This window comes from Pseudomonas sp. Pc102 (genome assembly GCF_018408275.1).
Lineage (GTDB): Bacteria > Pseudomonadota > Gammaproteobacteria > Pseudomonadales > Pseudomonadaceae > Metapseudomonas > Metapseudomonas tohonis.
Genome location: NZ_AP021905.1, coordinates 3,922,491 through 3,938,928, shown reverse-complemented (window position 1 = coordinate 3,938,928; position 16,438 = coordinate 3,922,491). Strand labels below are relative to the sequence as shown.

At 67.1% G+C, this 16,438-nt stretch carries 13 protein-coding genes; 7 read left to right on the top strand and 6 right to left on the bottom strand.

Features of this window, described 5'->3' with window-relative positions; all coding sequences use genetic code 11:
* Positions 1-71: 71 nt before the first annotated feature.
* Entirely contained in the window at positions 72-1,697 is a 1,626-nt protein-coding gene (locus PHLH3_RS17985) for a methyl-accepting chemotaxis protein (protein WP_213625215.1), read from the bottom strand.
* 186 nt (positions 1,698-1,883) lie between these two features.
* Entirely contained in the window at positions 1,884-3,422 is a 1,539-nt protein-coding gene (locus PHLH3_RS17980; protein ID WP_213625214.1) for a sensor domain-containing diguanylate cyclase, read from the bottom strand.
* Between the two features lie 140 nt (positions 3,423-3,562).
* On the opposite strand from PHLH3_RS17980, the gene PHLH3_RS17975 reads away from it, so the two are divergent.
* The gene (locus PHLH3_RS17975) at positions 3,563-4,501 is read left to right on the top strand and encodes a class I SAM-dependent methyltransferase (RefSeq protein WP_213625213.1); all 939 of its coding nucleotides are present in this window, start codon (positions 3,563-3,565) and stop codon (positions 4,499-4,501) included.
* A 114-nt stretch (positions 4,502-4,615) separates the two neighbouring features.
* Here the strand turns inward: PHLH3_RS17975 and ppnN are convergent, their stop codons facing one another.
* Complete coding sequence (gene ppnN / locus PHLH3_RS17970; protein WP_213625212.1) at positions 4,616-6,013, bottom strand: nucleotide 5'-monophosphate nucleosidase PpnN; 1,398 nt, start codon at positions 6,011-6,013, stop codon at positions 4,616-4,618.
* A 694-nt stretch (positions 6,014-6,707) separates the two neighbouring features.
* Here ppnN and PHLH3_RS17965 point away from each other — a divergent pair.
* Together PHLH3_RS17965 and PHLH3_RS17960 are read left to right on the top strand one after the other, a co-directional pair.
* Positions 6,708-7,928 carry a sugar transporter gene (locus tag PHLH3_RS17965; protein ID WP_213625211.1) on the top strand — a complete coding sequence of 407 codons (1,221 nt, stop codon included), beginning with the start codon at positions 6,708-6,710 and terminating at the stop codon, positions 7,926-7,928.
* 58 nt (positions 7,929-7,986) lie between these two features.
* Positions 7,987-8,337, top strand: a complete 351-nt coding sequence (locus PHLH3_RS17960; RefSeq protein WP_213625210.1) for a hypothetical protein — start codon at positions 7,987-7,989, stop codon at positions 8,335-8,337.
* An 82-nt stretch (positions 8,338-8,419) separates the two neighbouring features.
* Here PHLH3_RS17960 and PHLH3_RS17955 read toward each other — a convergent pair whose 3' ends face one another.
* Both PHLH3_RS17955 and PHLH3_RS17950 read right to left on the bottom strand, forming a co-directional pair.
* Positions 8,420-9,070 (bottom strand): sel1 repeat family protein, encoded by a 651-nt coding sequence (locus tag PHLH3_RS17955; RefSeq protein ID WP_213625209.1) that lies wholly within the window; start codon positions 9,068-9,070, stop codon positions 8,420-8,422.
* Between the two features lie 51 nt (positions 9,071-9,121).
* Complete coding sequence (locus tag PHLH3_RS17950; RefSeq protein ID WP_213625208.1) at positions 9,122-9,859, bottom strand: carbon-nitrogen hydrolase family protein; 738 nt, start codon at positions 9,857-9,859, stop codon at positions 9,122-9,124.
* A 195-nt stretch (positions 9,860-10,054) separates the two neighbouring features.
* Here PHLH3_RS17950 and PHLH3_RS17945 point away from each other — a divergent pair, with 195 nt between their 5' ends.
* Both PHLH3_RS17945 and PHLH3_RS17940 read left to right on the top strand, forming a co-directional pair.
* The gene (locus PHLH3_RS17945; RefSeq protein WP_213625207.1) at positions 10,055-11,158 is read left to right on the top strand and encodes a DUF2855 family protein; all 1,104 of its coding nucleotides are present in this window, start codon (positions 10,055-10,057) and stop codon (positions 11,156-11,158) included.
* 120 nt (positions 11,159-11,278) lie between these two features.
* Entirely contained in the window at positions 11,279-12,472 is a 1,194-nt protein-coding gene (locus tag PHLH3_RS17940) for a GGDEF domain-containing protein (RefSeq protein ID WP_213625206.1), read from the top strand.
* A 573-nt stretch (positions 12,473-13,045) separates the two neighbouring features.
* Here the strand turns inward: PHLH3_RS17940 and PHLH3_RS17935 are convergent.
* On the bottom strand, positions 13,046-14,302 hold the full coding sequence (locus PHLH3_RS17935) for an OprD family porin (RefSeq protein WP_213625205.1): 1,257 nt from the start codon (positions 14,300-14,302) through the stop codon (positions 13,046-13,048).
* A gap of 906 nt (positions 14,303-15,208) precedes the next feature.
* Here PHLH3_RS17935 and PHLH3_RS30685 point away from each other — a divergent pair.
* The gene (locus PHLH3_RS30685) at positions 15,209-15,331 is read left to right on the top strand and encodes a hypothetical protein (protein WP_280527433.1); all 123 of its coding nucleotides are present in this window, start codon (positions 15,209-15,211) and stop codon (positions 15,329-15,331) included.
* Positions 15,332-15,355: 24 nt separating this feature from the next.
* Complete coding sequence (locus PHLH3_RS17930; protein WP_173177348.1) at positions 15,356-16,408, top strand: NAD(P)-dependent alcohol dehydrogenase; 1,053 nt, start codon at positions 15,356-15,358, stop codon at positions 16,406-16,408.
* Positions 16,409-16,438: the final 30 nt, after the last annotated feature.

The window sequence follows — 16,438 nt, the reverse complement described above, 5'->3', positions numbered from 1 at the left end:
GCGGGCGGGCGGCTTGTACGCATGCGCGGTAATGGAACGCCTGCGCGATGGGCTCGCGCAGGCGCCGGGAGTCATACGCGAAAGCGCGAGACCAGGCCATTGAGGTCCACGGCCAGGCGCGAGAGTTCCTGGCTCGCGGCGCTGGTCTGGTGGGCGCCGGCGGCGGTCTGCTGGGCCAGGTCGCGGATGTTGACCAGGTTACGGTCCACTTCCCGGGCCACCTGGGCCTGTTCCTCGGACGCGCTGGCGATCACCAGGTTGCGTTCGCTGATGTGGCTGATGGCTTCGGTGATGGTGTCCAGCGCCTGGCCGGCGGCGCGGGCCATCTCCAGGGTGGCGCGGGCGCGCTGGCTGCTGTGCTGCATGGCGTCGACCGCCTGGTTGGTGCCCTGCTGGATGCCGCCGATCATCTGCTCGATTTCCTGGGTCGACTGCTGGGTGCGGTGGGCGAGGGCGCGCACCTCGTCGGCCACCACGGCGAAACCGCGCCCGGCGTCACCGGCACGGGCGGCCTCGATGGCGGCGTTGAGCGCCAGCAGGTTGGTCTGCTCGGCGATGGCGCGGATCACGTCGAGCACCTTGCTGATGCCCTGAACCTTGCCGGCCAGTTTCTCGACCTGGCCGGAGGTCTCGCCGACATCGCGGGCCAGGTCGCTGATGGAGTCGACGGTGCGGTTGACCTGGTCCTGGCCGCCGCGCGCGGTGCGGTCGGAGTCGCGCGAGGCCTCGGAGGTGGCTACGGCGTTGCGGGCGACCTCGTCCACGGCGGTGGTCATCTCGTTGACGGCGGTGGCGGCCTGCTCGATTTCCTGGTTCTGCTGGTGCAGGCCGCGGCTGGAGTCCTCGGTCACCGCGTTGAGTTCCTCGGCGGCGGAGGCCAGCTGGTCGGAGGAGCGGGCGATGTGCTCGATGGTGCTCTTCAGGCTCTGCTGCATGGTGCGCAGGGATCCGAGCAACAGTGCCGGCTCGTCGCTGCCGTGGACCTCGATGCGTTCGGTGAGGTTGCCGGTGGCGACGGTCTCGGCGGCCTTCATGGCCTCGTCCAGCGGCGTGACGATGCTGCGGGTGAGCACCAGGGCGAGGATGCCGGTGAGCAGTGCGGCGAGGATCATCACCGCGCTGACTACCAGCACCGCGTTGTCGTACTGGTCGATGGCGTGCTGCTCCGTCTCGGCGGCGTTGCGCTGGTTGATCTTCATCAGGGTTTCCAGCTGCACGCCCAGCTCGTCGGAGAGCTTCTTGTATTCGCCACCCAGCAGCGCGCGCAGCTCCTCGAGCTGGCCGGCCTCGGAGAGCTGCATCAGCTTGTCGTTGACCCGGTAGTAGTCCGCCAGCACCCGTTTGAATCGGGCGTACTGGGCCGCTTCCTCGCCATCGTCCACCAGCTTCTCGTACACCTCCTGGGCCTGGTGCAGCTGGCTGGTGAGTTCTGCCTCGCGTTGGCTGGTGGCGCGCAGCAGCTCGGGCTCGCGGTCCACCAGGATGCGGAAGGAGACGATGCGCAGGCGCAGCATCTTCTCGTTGATCGTGCCCAGTGCCGCGTAGCTGGGCATGCTGTCTTCATTGAGCATCACGGTGGAGGCGCGGATGCCTTTCATCTGGTGCAGGGCGAAGAGCCCGAGCAGGATCACCAGCAGGGTGACGAGGGAGAAGCTGAGGATGGCGCGCGGCGCGATCTTCATGCGGCGTAGAAGCATGGGGACGACTCCCGGTTCGTTATGGTTCGTTCTGGGGTGCCAGGTGGGCAACCGCGCCCTTCATGGGATCAAGCGTAGCGGCTGGATGATTATCGGCGGGGAGCGGGAAAAGCTGAAGGGGGCGCCTTGAGGCGGTCGCATCCGGCCCCCTGGACGATGGTACGTGGCCGACGGTCTCGGCCGGGGTCAGGCCGCGGGCCGGGTTTCCGGTGGGTGCACGCGGTCGCGGCCGGCGGCCTTCGCGCTGTAGAGGGCTTCGTCGGCGGCGCGCAGCAGGTGGCCGTCCGGGGTGCCGTCGTTGGGGCTGGGGTCGTAGGCATGGATGCCGGCACTGAGGGTCACCAGGCCCAGCTCGCTGCCTTCGTGGCGGATGCCGAGTTCGCGCACGGCGAGGCACACCTGTTCGGCGATGGCGCGGGTGTTGGCCTCGTTGCTGTTGGGCAGCAACAAGGTCATTTCCTCGCCGCCGTAGCGGGCCGCCAGGTCGCCGGGGCGGCGGGCGAAGGCGGCCACCACCTGGGCCACGGCCTTGATGCACTGGTCGCCGGCGGGGTGGCCGTAGCGGTCGTTGTAGCGCTTGAAGTGATCGATATCGAACATGACGATGCCCAGCGGCGTGCCCTGGCGGCGGGCACGGCTCGCCTCTATGGGCAGCAAGGCGTCGAGGCGGCGGCGGTTGGCCAGCCCGGTGAGGCCGTCGACCATCGCCAGTTGCTCCAGGGCATCGTGGGCCAGGCGCAGTTCCTCTTCGGCCAGGGCGCCGGATTCGATGCGGCGGATCAGGGCCTGGGCGAACAGCACCAGGCCAACGATCATCGCCACCACCACCATGGCCGAGCGCGCGACCTGGTCGAGCCAGGGCGCGGTGATGGAGCGGGTGGAGATGCCGGTTTCCACCACCAGCGGGTAGTCGGCCAACTGGCGGTAGCTGAACAGCCGCTCCATGCCGTCCACCTGGCCATGGAAGATCGCCGTGCCGGCCGGGGCCTGGCGTAGCAGTTCGCTGAACACCAGGCCCTTGGCCAGGCTGGCGCCGATGGCGTCGGGCAGGAACGGGCGTCGTACCAGCAGCGTGCCGTCCTGCAGGGCGAGGATGATGATGCCGGCGTCGCCGACATCGAAGCTCTCGTAGAACCGCACGAAGTAGCTCACCCGCAGGGTCGCCAGGGCGACGCCGCCGAAGCTGCCGTCGGGGTTGTCGATGCGTCGCGAGACGGGGATCACCAGGTCGCCGGTCGAGCGGCTGTAGATGGCCTTGCCGATGTACAGGTCGTTGTCCGCTCGCTCGCGGTGGTGGATGAAGTACTCGCGGTCGGCGTTGTTGGCGCCGGCGGGGATGCTGTCCTTGTCGGTCACCAGCCAGTTGCCGTCCTTGTCGTAGATGAACAGGCCGTGCAACTGGGGCAGGAAGCGCTGCTGGCGTTTCATCAGGCTGCGCATGCGATCCACCTGCAGCTTGTCGATGCCATCCCACTCGACCCGTTCGATCAGCCCGACCAGCAACGCGTCGGCCTGGCGCACGGCATCGCGGGCATGCTGGGCGGCGGCGCTGGTGACGTTGGTGGCGTTGACTTCGGCGCGACGGTATTCCTGCTCGTGGGCCTTCCAGACCTGCCAGGTCTCCATGGCGATGATCGCCAGTATCACCAGCGCGGTGAAGCCGAACGCCAGGCGCCGCGCCTGGATATGGCCCTGGTTGCTGTCCACGGGAGGCGGCCTGTTCATGCTTGTCGGGCTCGACGATGACACGGGAACGTCATGGTTGTGACCATGGGCGCGAGAAAACCTCCGCAGAGTCGGGACACAGGCAGCCTAGCAGCGCTGCGGTTAGAATGCCGCGCCCCGGAACCAGGACCCGCACCGCCATGACCCCCGACGCCATCGAAACCCTTCGCCTCCAGCTGACCGCCGCCCTGGGCGATCTGCCCGCCGAGACGCGCCGCCTGTTCCATGGGCGAGGCCGCCGCTGGCCGGGGCTGGAGCACCTGGTGGTGGACTGGCTGGAGGGCGTGGTCCAGGTGGCACTGTTCCGCGAGCCGGAAGCCGGGGCGCTGGACAACCTCAAGGCGATGCTCGCCGGACTGGTGGCCAGCGAAGCCTGGCGCGCCGCACCGGTGCGCAGCCTGCTGTTGCAGTTGCGCTACCTGCCGGGCAGCGACACCGAGCTGCTCTGGGGCGAGGCGGTGGAGCAGTGGACCATGCACGAGGACGGGCTGGCCTACCGCCTGGACCTGATGCGCAACCAGAACATCGGCCTGTTCCTCGACATGCGTTACGGGCGCCGCTGGGTCCGCGAGCAGGCCGCCGGCAAGCGCGTGCTGAACCTCTTCGCCTACACCTGCGGTTTTTCCGTGGCGGCTCTCGCCGGCGGTGCCGAGGCGGTGGTCAACCTGGACATGGCCCGCGCGGCCCTGAGCCGGGGCCGCGACAACCACCGCCTGAACGGCCACGACACGAGCCGGGTCATGTTCCTCGGCCACGAGCTGTTCAAGTCCTGGGGCAAGGTCAAGAAGTGCGGGCCGTACGACCTGGTGATCATCGACCCGCCGTCCTTCCAGAAGGGCAGCTTCGAACTGGACCGCGACTACCGCAAGATCCTCCGCCGCCTGCCTGAGCTGCTGGCCGAGGGCGGCCAGGTGCTTGCCTGCGTCAACGACCCGGCTACCGGGGCCGACTTCATCGTCCGCACCATGGCCGAGGAGGCGCCCGCTCTGCGCTTCCGCGAGCGCCTGGCCAATCCGCCGGAATTTGCGGACGTGGACCCGGAAGGCGGGCTCAAGGCCCTGGTGTTCGTCCAGGGCTGAGCCGCCGCCCCGTTCCGGACGCCAAGTGGACCCCCGCGTTCGCGAGGGTGACGAGGTGAGGGGAAGCCCCAGGCAAGCCGTCATCCCCGCGAACGCGGGGAACCCCTGAACGGGCTACGCGTTCGTCCGCGTGGGCGAGCTTTCCACCACCCGGTAGCAGGGCACGTAGGCCGCGCCGCCGGGAAGCTTCATGCGGTGCTGTTCGACGAAGGCCTGGAGCAGGCGGTCCAGCGGCTGCATCACTTGCGCATCGCCGTGGATCTCGTAGGGGCCGTGTTCCTCGATCAGGCGGATGCCCTTGTCCTTGACGTTGCCGGCGACGATGCCGGAAAACGCGCGGCGCAGGTTGGCGGCCAGTTCGTGGGGCGGCAGCGAGCGGCTGAGCTGCAGGGCGGCCATGTTCTCGTGGGTCGGGTCGAAGGGGCGCTGGAAGCCTTCGTCGATCTTCAGCAGCCAGTTGAAGTGGAAGGCGTCGTTGCGCTCGCGGCGGAAACGCTTCACGTCCTTCAGCCCCTGGGCCATCTGCCGCGCCACTTCGGCCGGGTCGTTGATGATGATCTGGTAGCGCTTCTGCGCATCCTCGCCCAGGGTGGCGCCGACGAAGGCGTGCAGCTGCTGCAGGTAGGGCTCGGCGCTGCGCGGGCCGGTGAGGATGACGGGGAAGGGCAGCTCGCGGTTGTCCGGGTGCATGAGGATGCCCAGCAGGTAGAGGAACTCCTCCGCCGTGCCCACGCCGCCGGGGAAGATGATGATGCCGTGGCCGACGCGGACGAAGGCCTCCAGGCGCTTCTCGATGTCCGGCAGGATCACCAGTTCGTTGACGATGGGGTTGGGCGCCTCGGCGGCGATGATCCCCGGCTCGGTCAGGCCCAGGTAGCGGCCGCCGACGATGCGCTGCTTGGCGTGGCTGATGGTGGCGCCCTTCATCGGGCCCTTCATCACGCCCGGGCCGCAGCCGGTGCAGATGTCGAGGCTGCGCAGGCCCAGCTCGTGGCCGACGCGCTTGGTGTACTTGTATTCCTCGGTGCTGATGGAGTGGCCGCCCCAGCACACGACGATCTTCGGCTCCACGCCTGGGCGCAGCGTGCGCGCGTTGCGCAGCAGGTGGAAGACGTAGTCGGTGATGCCCTGGGAGCTCTCCAGGTCGATGCGCAGGCTGTCCAGTTCGCTGGCCGCGTAGACGATGTCGCGCAGGGCGCTGAAGAGCATCTCGCGGGTGCTGGCGATCATCTCGCCGTCGACGAAGGCATCGGCCGGGGCGTTGAGCAGTTCCAGGCGCACACCGCGGTCCTGCTGGTGGATGCGCACCTCGAAGTCCTTGTAGGCATCGAGGATGGTCTTGGCGTTGTCGATCTGCGCGCCGGTGTTGAGGATGGCCAGGGCGCACTGGCGGAACAGCGTGTAGATGCTGCCGGAACCGGCTTCGCTCAGTTGCTGCACTTCGCGCTGTGAGAGGGTTTCCAGGCTGCCCTTGGGGCTGACTTCGGCGTTGACTACGTGTCTCGGGGGCATTCTCTATTCCATGAAAAGCGATGTCGGGCGGGCCGCTCGGCCCCCGCATCGGGGTGATGAGCGCCGGGCGCTGAACGCGTCGTGGCTCCGGCGGTCGTGTGGCGCGTCGGGGATCGTACCGTCGGCAAGGCCACCCGGCGCTCCGCAAAAAGGTGGATTCGCGTAATAGCGGGAACCCAGGAGCTCTGACAAGCGTTTTATGCGATCTGCTCCGTGGTCATCGGCTTTCGCAGGGCCGGTCGGCGGTGTTCCGCGCGCAAGCGAAACCCATCGAAGCGCGCGCCCATGCACACCGGCGTGCCGGGTTCGACTCCGCCTGGTGGAGGTAAAGAGCGACCTCCACCCTGCACAGCGGTCATGCCCGTGCGATGGCGCGGTCTGCTCGCCACTCCGTGCCGCAGGCGACTTCACCGTGTGAGCGAATTCATTCGCGAAAGATGCCGTGCCAGGCATCGCGGTTGAAACCGCTCCCACGACTCGCCGGTCCACTCCGGCGACCCATCGGTCATCCGCCGTGGTGCCAGGGCCGCTGGAGGCGTAGAATCGCCGCTTCCAGGCCGTACCCCCTCCCATTCCAAGAACAAACCCCGCCGCAGCCGTCCGCCCCTTGCCTTGCTTCCCGGGTGGTCACTGGCATGCGCGGTGGAGGCGCATCGACCCTGTCCCGACTCCAGCCACAGCCCCGGAACAGCCCTTGAGCCCTGAACGTCCCGCTCTCGACCCATCCCCCGAACCCCGCGCCGGCAGCTGGCTGAGCGTGATCGCCCTGGCCCTGGCCGCCTTCATCTTCAACACCACCGAGTTCGTCCCGGTGGGGCTGCTCAGCGACATCGGCCGCAGCTTCGAGATGCCCACCGCCCAGGTCGGCCTGATGCTGACGCTCTACGCCTGGGTGGTGACCCTGGCCTCGCTGCCGCTGATGCTGCTGACCCGCAACATCGAGCGGCGCAAGCTGCTGGTGTTCGTCTTCGTGCTGTTCATCGCCAGCCACTTGCTCTCCAGCGTGGCCTGGAGCTTCGGCGTGCTGATGCTCAGCCGCATCGGCATCGCCTTCGCCCATGCGGTGTTCTGGTCGATCACCGCCTCGCTGGCGGTGCGCGTGGCGCCGCCGGGCAAGCAGGCCAAGGCGCTGGGGTTGCTGGCCACCGGCACCATCATGGCGATGGTCCTGGGCATCCCCCTCGGCCGCGTGGTGGGCGAGGCCCTGGGCTGGCGCACCACCTTCCTGGCCATCGCCGGCCTGGCGGTGCTCACGGCGTTGTGCCTGGCGCGCACCCTGCCGCTGCTGCCGAGCCAGAACTCCGGCTCCCTGCGCAGCCTGCCCATGCTGCTCAAGCGCCCGCCGCTGGTGGCGCTCTACGTGCTCACCGTGCTGGTGATCACCGCACAGTTCACCGCCTACAGCTACATCGAGCCCTTCTCCCGCGACGTGGCGGGCATGAGCGGGCAGATGACCACCGTGCTGCTGTTGCTCTCCGGCGGGGCGGGTGTCTTCGGCTCGATCCTCTTCAGCCGCTACAGCGACCGCTTCCCCCGGGGCCTGCTGCTCGTGGCGGTGGGCATCCTGGCGGCGAGCTTGCTGCTGCTCCTGCCGCTGGCCCAGCACCATGGCTGGCTGCTGGGCATGAGCCTGCTCTGGGGCATGGCGATCATGTGCTTCGGCCTGGCCCAGCAATCCAGCGTGCTGCGCCTGGCCTCGGATGCCACGGACGTGGCCATGGCGCTGTTCTCCGGCCTGTACAACGTCGGTATCGGCGGCGGCGCGCTGCTGGGCAGCCTGGTCAGCCAGCACATCGCCCTGCGCCAGGTGGGCAATGCCGGTGCGGTGCTCGCCGTGGTCGGCCTGCTGCTGGCGGCGTTCGCCTGCTGGAAGTTCGCCGAGGCGCTGAAGGGAAGGGGACCGGTTTCACGGTGAGTTCCTGCGGCGCCTGCTAGGGTGCCGCCTTCATCACCCTCACTGAAAGGACTCCCCCATGGCGCTGCGCTCCTCGTTGCTGTCGATCGGCCTCTTGTTGCTGCCCGCCTTCGTGTCGGCGGCCACCCTCGACGCGGCCCAGTCGCGCTACCAGGGCGCCGCGTCCTGCATCGACCGGCTGTTCTACGACGGCGGCTATGACGTTGGCGATGCCCGGCGCGAGGCGCTGATCACCGAGTTCCTCGCCCATTACCAACTGCCCGCCTATGACGAGGCCCGCTACGCCGCCGGCGAAGGCGCGGACATCGACCGGGACGCCTACATGGCCGGCTACCAGCTGTGCGAGGAGGATGTGGACTACGTCACCAAGCTCGGTGCCAAGCACGGCCGGCAACTGCCCAGCGAGTGAGTGCGAGCTCCCTGCGCCACCCCCGCAGGATGGCGTGGAGCGAAGCGAAACCCATGCTGTTGTGGGCAGGTGAAAGACAGCGTCATTCGGTCGTCTTGGCCTCATCCAGCGTCTTCCTGATGCTCGCGCCGAGCTGCAGGGCGTTGCTGCAGGCGGGGTCTTCCTCGCCGTACTTGCAGGATTTCTTCAGCACCTCCAGGGCCTTTGGCAGGTCCTGCTCCACGCCGATGCCGCGAGCCAGGTACATGCCGAGCATGGTGCAGGCCCAGGGGTCGTCCTGGTCGCAGGCTTTGGTGAAGCTGCGGGCGGCACAGGCTTGCACGCGCTCGTTCTGCATGTCGGCGCGGTACAGCCCGGCGGCGTGGTTGGTGCAGCCGGAGGGCGCGCCCAGCTTGCAGGCGCGCTGGTACAGGGGTTCGAAGCCGGCGGGGTCGCCGCCGAGTTGCTGCAGGGTTACGGCCGTGCGCAGGCAGGAGTAGGCGTCCCCGGCGGTGCAGCGGGCGAGGCAGCCATCCAGCTGGTCGGCGGTATTGCAGTCACGGGCGTCGATTTCCAGTGCCCGGTGCCCGGGCATCAGGTCGGCCGGGCATTGTTCGGTCTCCTGGGACCATTGCGCATTGGCGCGGACCTCGGCGTCGATGCGCTCGATGATGGGCGTGTCCTCCCCGGCCACGGCGGTTTGCGGCAGCGACAGTGAAACGGCGACGAGAAGCATCAGCTTCCTGATGAACATGGGAATGCCCTTGTTTGAAAGAGGGTTGTTGCACGCTCCGCAGCGGGAGCATCAGAGGCCGGTAACGATCTCGACGCGTTCGCGTTCCAGCTCCAGCTCCAGCAGCACCAGGCCTTCCTGCCCATCGACGAGGGTGCCCAGGCACTCGCCCTGGCGGTTCCAGGCGGCGGATTGGCCGGCGGTGACGAAGTCTTCCACCGTGCCGATGCAGTTGCTCATCAGCACCGGCATGGCGTGGCGGCGAGCCACTTCGGGGTAGTGCTGCTGCCCGGCGGCGATGCCGGCAGCGGACTTGGCGACGCTGACCAGGTAGCAGTCGGCGCCCACCGCGACGGCCTCGTCGGCGTGCTCGGGGAGCATGGATTCGTAGCAGATGGCCGGCGCCAGGCGGTGCTCGCCCAGGTGGATCAGCGCCTGGCCGTCGCCGGGGCTGAACCAGGGCAGCTCGTCGGCGTGCAGGCGCTGCTTGCAGTAGAGGCTGCGCGCCTGCCGGGGCCGGAAGATCACCATGCCGATGCGCGGCAGTTGCGCCCCGGTGACCGGCAGCCCCGCGCAGATGACCAGGTCGTGCTGGTCGCTGAGCCATTGCAGAGCATCCAGGCGCGGATCGTCCGGCGTGGTCGCCAGCTCCCGCGCCAGGGACGGGGCGTAGCCGGTCAGCGAGAGTTCGGGAAACACGATCAACGCCGCGCCCTGTGCCACCGCCTGGCGGATGAAGGCGGCATGCCTGCCGATGTTCCCTTCGATGTCGCCCGTGATCGACGAGAGTTGTGCGGCGCAAAGCTTCATGGGAGTGCTCCTGCGGATGAAGCAGCCATGCTAGAGGCTGGTCGTGGCCGCCACCAGAGTTTTTCCAGGGACATGCGGCCGCCTCGCGTGCACGTCATTCAGCGGCTGATTGATCCGGGGCAGCGGCTGGACGCGCTCCGGGGGCCTTTCTAGACTGGCCATCCGCTGGTCGCCCACCCCCACGAGGAACCGCCCATGAGCACCTATCAGGAACTGCGGATCAACCGCACGCAGCTGGATGATTGCCAGTCCCACCGCCGCGAACTGGCCGTCGAGCTGGACGCGGGGCAGGTGCTGCTGGGCGTCGAGCGCTTCGCCTTCACCGCCAACAACGTCAGCTATGCGGCGCTGGGCGATGCCATGGGTTACTGGCGCTTCTTCCCCACGGTGGAAGGCCAGGGGCTGATCCCGGTCTGGGGGTTCGCGGTGGTGCTGCGATCGCGCTGCGAAGGCGTCGCCCAGGGCGAGCGCTTCTACGGCTACTACCCCATGGCCAGCCATGTGGTGATGGAGCCTGGGCGGGTCGATGCCCAGGGTTTCACCGATGTCATCGCCCATCGCCAGGGCCTGCCGGCCATCTACAACCATTACCTGAACTGCGCCACCGACCCGCTCTACAGCGACGACAACGAGGCCCCGCAGATGCTCCTGCGGCCGTTGTTCACCACGGCCTTCCTGCTCGACGAGTTCGTCGCCGGCAACCAGGCCTTCGGGGCGAAGCAGGTGATCATCACCAGCGCCTCGTCGAAGACCGCCATCAGCCTGGCCTACCTGCTCAGCCGGCTGCGTGGAGAGCGGGGCCAGGACTACGAGGTGATCGGCCTGTCCTCGACGGCCAACCGCGCCTTCGCCGCCGGGCTGGGCTGCTATGACCGGGTGCTGGAGTACGGCGAGGTGGAGTCGCTGCCCGGCGAGGTGCCGTCGATGGTCATCGACCTGGCGGGCAACAGCCCGTTGCTCGCTCGCCTGCACACTCACCTGCAGGCGGGGCTGCGCTACAGCTGCCAGGTCGGTGCCTCCCACTGGGACCAGCGCCAGGCGCTGCCGGGTGGGCTGCCGGGGCCGAAGCCGGTGTTCTTCTTCGCCCCCAACGAGGGCAAGCGTCTGCACCAGCTGTGGGGGGCGGCGGCATTCGCCCGAACGCTCGCCGAGCGCTGGCAGGCCTTCAACGGCTTCGCCCGCTCGTGGCTGATCTTCGAGTATGGCCACGGCGCCCCGGTGGTGCGCGAGCGTTACCTGGCGGCCTTGCGGGGCCAGTTGGAGCCGCAGGTCGGGGTGGTGCTGTCCTTGCTGGAGTAAGGGGCGGGGTGCGGGCATGGGCGGAACGATTCTCGCCCCAGTAGACGGCGGTCCTGCGCCTCCCTAGACTGGCCAACTGCCATGACCGCCGTCCCGGCGTCAGCCCAGGCTCAGTGCCCCATGACACTTCCCGCGACCCCGACAGTCCCGATCCGGCCCCTGCGCGGGCGCATCCCCGCCGTGCTCGAGCCGGCCTACAAGGCCTTTGTGCTCACGCACTACCGGGGCTTTCTGCTGGCGATCAACTTCATCGCGATGATCGCCTACGACTCCTACGTGCTGGCCGACGCGCTGCTGATCCCGGACATGGCCATGGAGTCGCTGGTCACCCGGGGCCTGCTGAGCCTGGTGGGGCTCTTGAACATCTTCCTGGTGTTCCGCTACAGCCGCAGCGTGCTGCTGATGGACATGCTCATGCCACTGCATGACATCGTTTCCACCATCGCCTGGTTCGAGCTGCTCAAGCGCAGTGATTCGCCCGACGTCGCGACCTTCCTCTACGCCTCGGTGGTGTTCATCGTGCTGGGCAACCTGGGGGTGCGCTATTCGTTCAAGGGCATCCTGGCCTGCTCGCTGGTGATCTCCGGGGTGATCCTCTACAACGTCGCGCTGATCCACCCGGGCGACGCCAAGGCGCTGCTGATCTTCACCCTGGTCTACCTGCCGGTGGCGATCTTCAGCCTGTTCATCAGCTGGACCACCATCCGTGGCGTGCGCCAGGCCTTTCTCGCCGACGAGGAGGCGCGCCGCCAACGCGCCGAACTGGCCACGCTCAATGGCCGCCTGCACGAGCTGGCGAGCACCGATGCGCTCACCGGGGTCGGCAACCGCCGCGCCTTCGACCAGGTGCTGGAGGAGTACTGGCAGCAGATGAGCCTGCACGGCCGGCCCTTCGCGCTGCTGCTGGCGGACATCGACTACTTCAAGCCGTACAACGACCACTACGGCCACCTGGCCGGCGACCGCTGCCTGCGCGAGGTCGTCGACAGCCTGGTGCACACCCTGCGCGACGGCCAGGCGAAGGTCTTCCGCTACGGCGGGGAGGAGTTCGTCGTCCTGCTGCAGGTCAGCAGCCAGGCCGAGCTGGAAACCATCACCGAGCGCCTGCGGGTGCAGGTGGCGGGGCTGGACATGGAGCACCTCAACCGCCCGGATGGCGTGCGCCACCACACCATCAGCCTGGGCGCCTCGCTCTCCAGCGGCGCGGGCCTGGCCAAGGCGCAGGACCTGCTCGCGCGTTGCGACCAGTTGCTCTACCGGGCCAAGCAGGAAGGCCGCAACCGTGCCTGCCTGGCGGCCATGACGCTCTGCTGAGGCTCAGGCGGTCGCTACATCGCTGCGTTAAGCCTCGCTGCGCTCGGCGCCAACCTACGGCGCCGTGCCCAATTCGAACCCACGGTACCAACCGGTGTGTAGGGTGGATGGCGCTCTTTTCATCCACCAGCGGAGTCGCATGGATACTCGGAGCTGGGGCAGTCCTGCGGCCTGCTTGGCGACTGAAGTCGCCCCTACAGGTCCCTGCCCATCTCGTGGGAGCGAATTCATTCGCGATGGAATATCCGGCCACTCGCAGCCTTGTGCCGGTGGCGGGTCTGTCGCGGCTGAAGCCGCTCCCACAAGGAGCACCTGCCACGGCCGAACATTGTTGTGTTGGGCCTCGCTGCGCTCGGCGCCAACCTACGGCGTGGCGCCAACGCACGCCCCGTAGGAGCGAGCTCTGCTCGCGAAGCGCTTGCTGGAATCTGCGGGAGCGAATTCGTTCGCAAGGAAATATCCGGCCACTCGCAGCCTTGTGCTGGCGGCGGGGCTTTCGCGGCTGAAGCCGCTCCTGCAGGGAATGCCTGGGCGAGGGGCGCGCGCCGGATTGCCCGGCGCGCGTTCTGGCGATCAGAGGATGCTGATCGGGTACTCGACGAAGGCGCGGACTTCGTTCAGGTCCGGGCCCACGTTGTTGTCGGCACGGTAGATGGAGTTGCGCAGCTTGAACGACAGGTCCTTGGCCGGGCCGTCCTGCACCACGTACTTGAACTGGTTGAACAGCTCGCGCTCGGTGCCGTCGCTCTCGCCGCCGGCCTCGATGTTGCTGCCACGCACGTAGGCGACCTTGTAGCTCAGGCCGGGCACGCCGTAGGTGGCGAAGTCCAGCTCGTAGCTCGCCTGCCAGGAGCGCTCGTTCTTCAGGTTGAAGTCGGAGTAGTAGGAGTTGGCCACGTAGATGGTGCTGCCGCCGTCGCCGTAGTCGTACGCATAGCCGGCATCACCGGTGTTGCGCTGGTGGGCGATGATGAACGCGTGGGCACCGACGCTGTACTTGGCGGCCAGGCTCCACAGGGTGTTCTTGTCGTTGTCGCCGTCACCGCCGAAGTCCAGCGCGGCATCGGAGTTGTCGTCGTAGTCGGTGCGATAGATGTTGAAGTCGACGTTCAGGGCCTGTTCCGCGTTGAACGGAATCGTGTAGTTCACGTTGCCGTAGTACTTCTTGAAGGTGTCTTCGACATCGGAGTGGTACAGGGCCACCGACAGCGCATCGTTGACCACGTAGCTGCCGCCGATCACGTCGATGCTCTTCAGGCGATTGGGGTCGCGCGCCGGGTCGCCCATGGGGCTGTCGGCGGTGAAGCGGCCGACGTTCAGTTCCAGGCCTTCGATTTCCTTGCTGGTCACCAGGGTGCCGGTGAAGGCCTGCGGCAGGAGGCGGCTGTCGTCATAGGCGAGCACGGGCAGGGACGGGAACTGGTTGCCGTACTTGAGCACGGTGTTGGAGACGCGCAGCTTGATCACGCCACCGGCCTCGGAGAGGTCGTCCACCGGGTGGCCGTCGCTGTCGGTGTCGAAGAAGGCGCTGTAGTTGCGACCACGGCCGCTGTCGAGCTTGATGCCCAGCAGGCCGTAGGCGTCCACGCCGAAGCCGACGGTGCCCTGGGTGAAGCCGGACTCGAAGGTACCGATGAAGCCCTGGCCCCAGACCTTGGCGTCGTTGGTCTTGTCCTTGTAGTCACGGTTGAAATAGGCGTTGCGCAGCAGGACCTTCAGGCTGGCGTCCTCGACGAAGCCCTTGGCGTCGGATTGCTCGCTGGCATGGGCCTGGGCGATACCCAGGGACAGCAGCGTGCAGGCGGCGGCTATATAGTTTCGGTTATGCATGGATGCTCCCAGATATTGGTTTTTTTGGAGTGCTTGGAGTCGGCAGGAAGAAACCACTTGGTCCATTGACGTCCGTGCGGGAACTGTAGTTTCCCGCTGACGACCGTGCGAACTCATTATGAATTCGAATGTTCGCGGAACAGGTAGTCGGGCGACAGTTAACACGCGCGCGCAAGCAATTCGTAACTGTTGGAGCTGATGATTATTATCAATGAAATTAATAATTTGCGATTGTACGCGGCGAGTATTCTGGCGCCGATGAATTCCCCAGGGTGCAGCTCCAGCAGGTTGTCGGAGTGGCGCCTTGCTCCAGTTCATCATCCTTTGGTTTATTTGCCGCTTCTCTTGAAGCGGCTTTTTTTTGTTCGCGATTTATACAGTCCAAACTGTGATTGCCTGCGTCTGGAAGTTTAAAGAGCGCAGTATCGGGCAATTGCAAAAGTGCCTCTTGGCGCGCAATAAGTGTCCGGTATACGGCCCATATAAACGGCGGATTCCCGATTGCGGATCGGCGTTCCGGCATGCGGCAGGGCGCCGCACAAGCTAACCGCATGGCCAGGTTTTTCGCTGCCTGGCGGGGCAGGGCGGATCGACTCCACCCTAGGTGCCTGGGGCAGCGTCGCGCCAGATTGCAGCGGATACCCCGCCGGGCTGATGCCCCATCATCGACACGGCGAATGCCCAGGGTGCCCCTAGCAGTATCAGGCAAGGCGGGGAGCGCTCTGGAATGCACCTTACAGGGCTTTCGACGAATAGCAGGAATGGGCAATCACGCCGGAGTAGTCGACTACCGGACAGGCCCCGACGACGCTTAATCTTCGCTCCTGGCCCGATTCCGGGCCCCATCGCATTGATCGCACCCTCCGCTGATCTACCCTTTCCAGCCTGGTCCGGATGGAGACTCCCATGGATTACCACAACCTGGGGCGCAGCGCCCTCAAAGTCTCAAGCCTGGTGGCCACCGGGCACGCCTCGACCCCCGGCTATTCCGATCCCGCCTATCCCATCGAAGGCCGACGCGTCGGCTGATCCTCAACCCCTGGAGTACTGCTCATGTTCACAATCGGTTATGCCGCGCAGACCGCCGCTGCACCGCTCGCACCCTTCAAGTTCGAGCGCCGCGAACTGCGCCCCAACGACGTGGCGATGGAAATCCTCTACTGCGGCGTCTGCCATTCCGACCTGCACCAGGCGCGCAACGACTGGGGCTTCAGCCTGTACCCCATCGTCCCCGGCCACGAGATCATCGGCCGGGTGATCGAGGTGGGCCCGGCGGTGACGCGCTACAAGGTCGGCGACAACGTGGCGGTGGGCTGCATGGTGGATTCCTGCATGCAGTGCGACCAGTGCCGCAAGGGCGAGGAGCAGCTGTGCCGCGAGCGCAACACCCAGACCTACAACAGCCGTGACCGCATCACCAAGGAAGTCACCTTCGGCGGCTACTCCAAGCACCTGGTGGTGCGCGAGGAGTTCGTCCTGCGCGTGCCGGAAGGCCTCGACCTGGCCAAGGCGGCGCCGTTGCTGTGCGCCGGCATCACCAGCTACTCGCCGCTGCGCACCTGGAACGTCGGCCCCGGCAGCCGCGTGGGCGTGATCGGCCTCGGCGGTCTCGGCCACATGGCGGTCAAGCTCGCCGTCGGCCTCGGTGCCGAAGTCACCGTGCTCAGCCGCAGCGCCGACAAGGCCGACGATGCCAGGGCCCTGGGCGCCGACCGCCTGCTGGTGTCCACCGACAGGAAGGCCATGAGCGCCGCCCAGTCCAGCTTCGACCTGATCATCGACACCGTGCCCTCGCGCCATGACGTCTCGCCCTACATGGCGCTGCTGGACATCGACGGCACCCTGGTGATAGTCGGGCAGATCGGCCCCATCGACGAACAGCTGACCATCCCCTTCGTCCTCGGTCGCCGCCGCCTCGCCGGCTCGCCCATCGGCGGCATCGCCGAGACCCAGGAGATGCTCGACTTCTGCGCCCGCAAGAACATCCTCCCGGACTGCGAAATGATCCGCATGGACCAGATCAACGAAGCCTTCGAGCGCATGGAGAAATCCGATGTGCGCTACCGCTTCGTGATCGACATGGCCTCGCTGTCCGAGGCGGGTTGACCGACGCACCAGCCTGAGCCGCAAGGCCCA

Excerpts from the sequence above, each read along its gene's own strand:
- PHLH3_RS17955 (WP_213625209.1), bottom strand. The coding sequence starts at position 9,070 with ATGTTCATCAGGAAGCTGATGCTTCTCGTCGCCGTTTCACTGTCGCTG.
- PHLH3_RS17960 (WP_213625210.1), top strand. The coding sequence starts at position 7,987 with ATGGCGCTGCGCTCCTCGTTGCTGTCGATCGGCCTCTTGTTGCTGCCC.
- PHLH3_RS17975 (WP_213625213.1), top strand. The coding sequence starts at position 3,563 with ATGACCCCCGACGCCATCGAAACCCTTCGCCTCCAGCTGACCGCCGCC.
- PHLH3_RS17950 (WP_213625208.1), bottom strand. The coding sequence starts at position 9,859 with ATGAAGCTTTGCGCCGCACAACTCTCGTCGATCACGGGCGACATCGAA.
- ppnN (WP_213625212.1), bottom strand. The coding sequence starts at position 6,013 with ATGCCCCCGAGACACGTAGTCAACGCCGAAGTCAGCCCCAAGGGCAGC.
- PHLH3_RS17985 (WP_213625215.1), bottom strand. The coding sequence starts at position 1,697 with ATGCTTCTACGCCGCATGAAGATCGCGCCGCGCGCCATCCTCAGCTTC.
- PHLH3_RS30685 (WP_280527433.1), top strand. The coding sequence starts at position 15,209 with ATGGATTACCACAACCTGGGGCGCAGCGCCCTCAAAGTCTCAAGCCTG.
- PHLH3_RS17940 (WP_213625206.1), top strand. The coding sequence starts at position 11,279 with ATGACACTTCCCGCGACCCCGACAGTCCCGATCCGGCCCCTGCGCGGG.
- PHLH3_RS17980 (WP_213625214.1), bottom strand. The coding sequence starts at position 3,422 with ATGAACAGGCCGCCTCCCGTGGACAGCAACCAGGGCCATATCCAGGCG.
- PHLH3_RS17930 (WP_173177348.1), top strand. The coding sequence starts at position 15,356 with ATGTTCACAATCGGTTATGCCGCGCAGACCGCCGCTGCACCGCTCGCA.
- PHLH3_RS17945 (WP_213625207.1), top strand. The coding sequence starts at position 10,055 with ATGAGCACCTATCAGGAACTGCGGATCAACCGCACGCAGCTGGATGAT.
- PHLH3_RS17935 (WP_213625205.1), bottom strand. The coding sequence starts at position 14,302 with ATGCATAACCGAAACTATATAGCCGCCGCCTGCACGCTGCTGTCCCTG.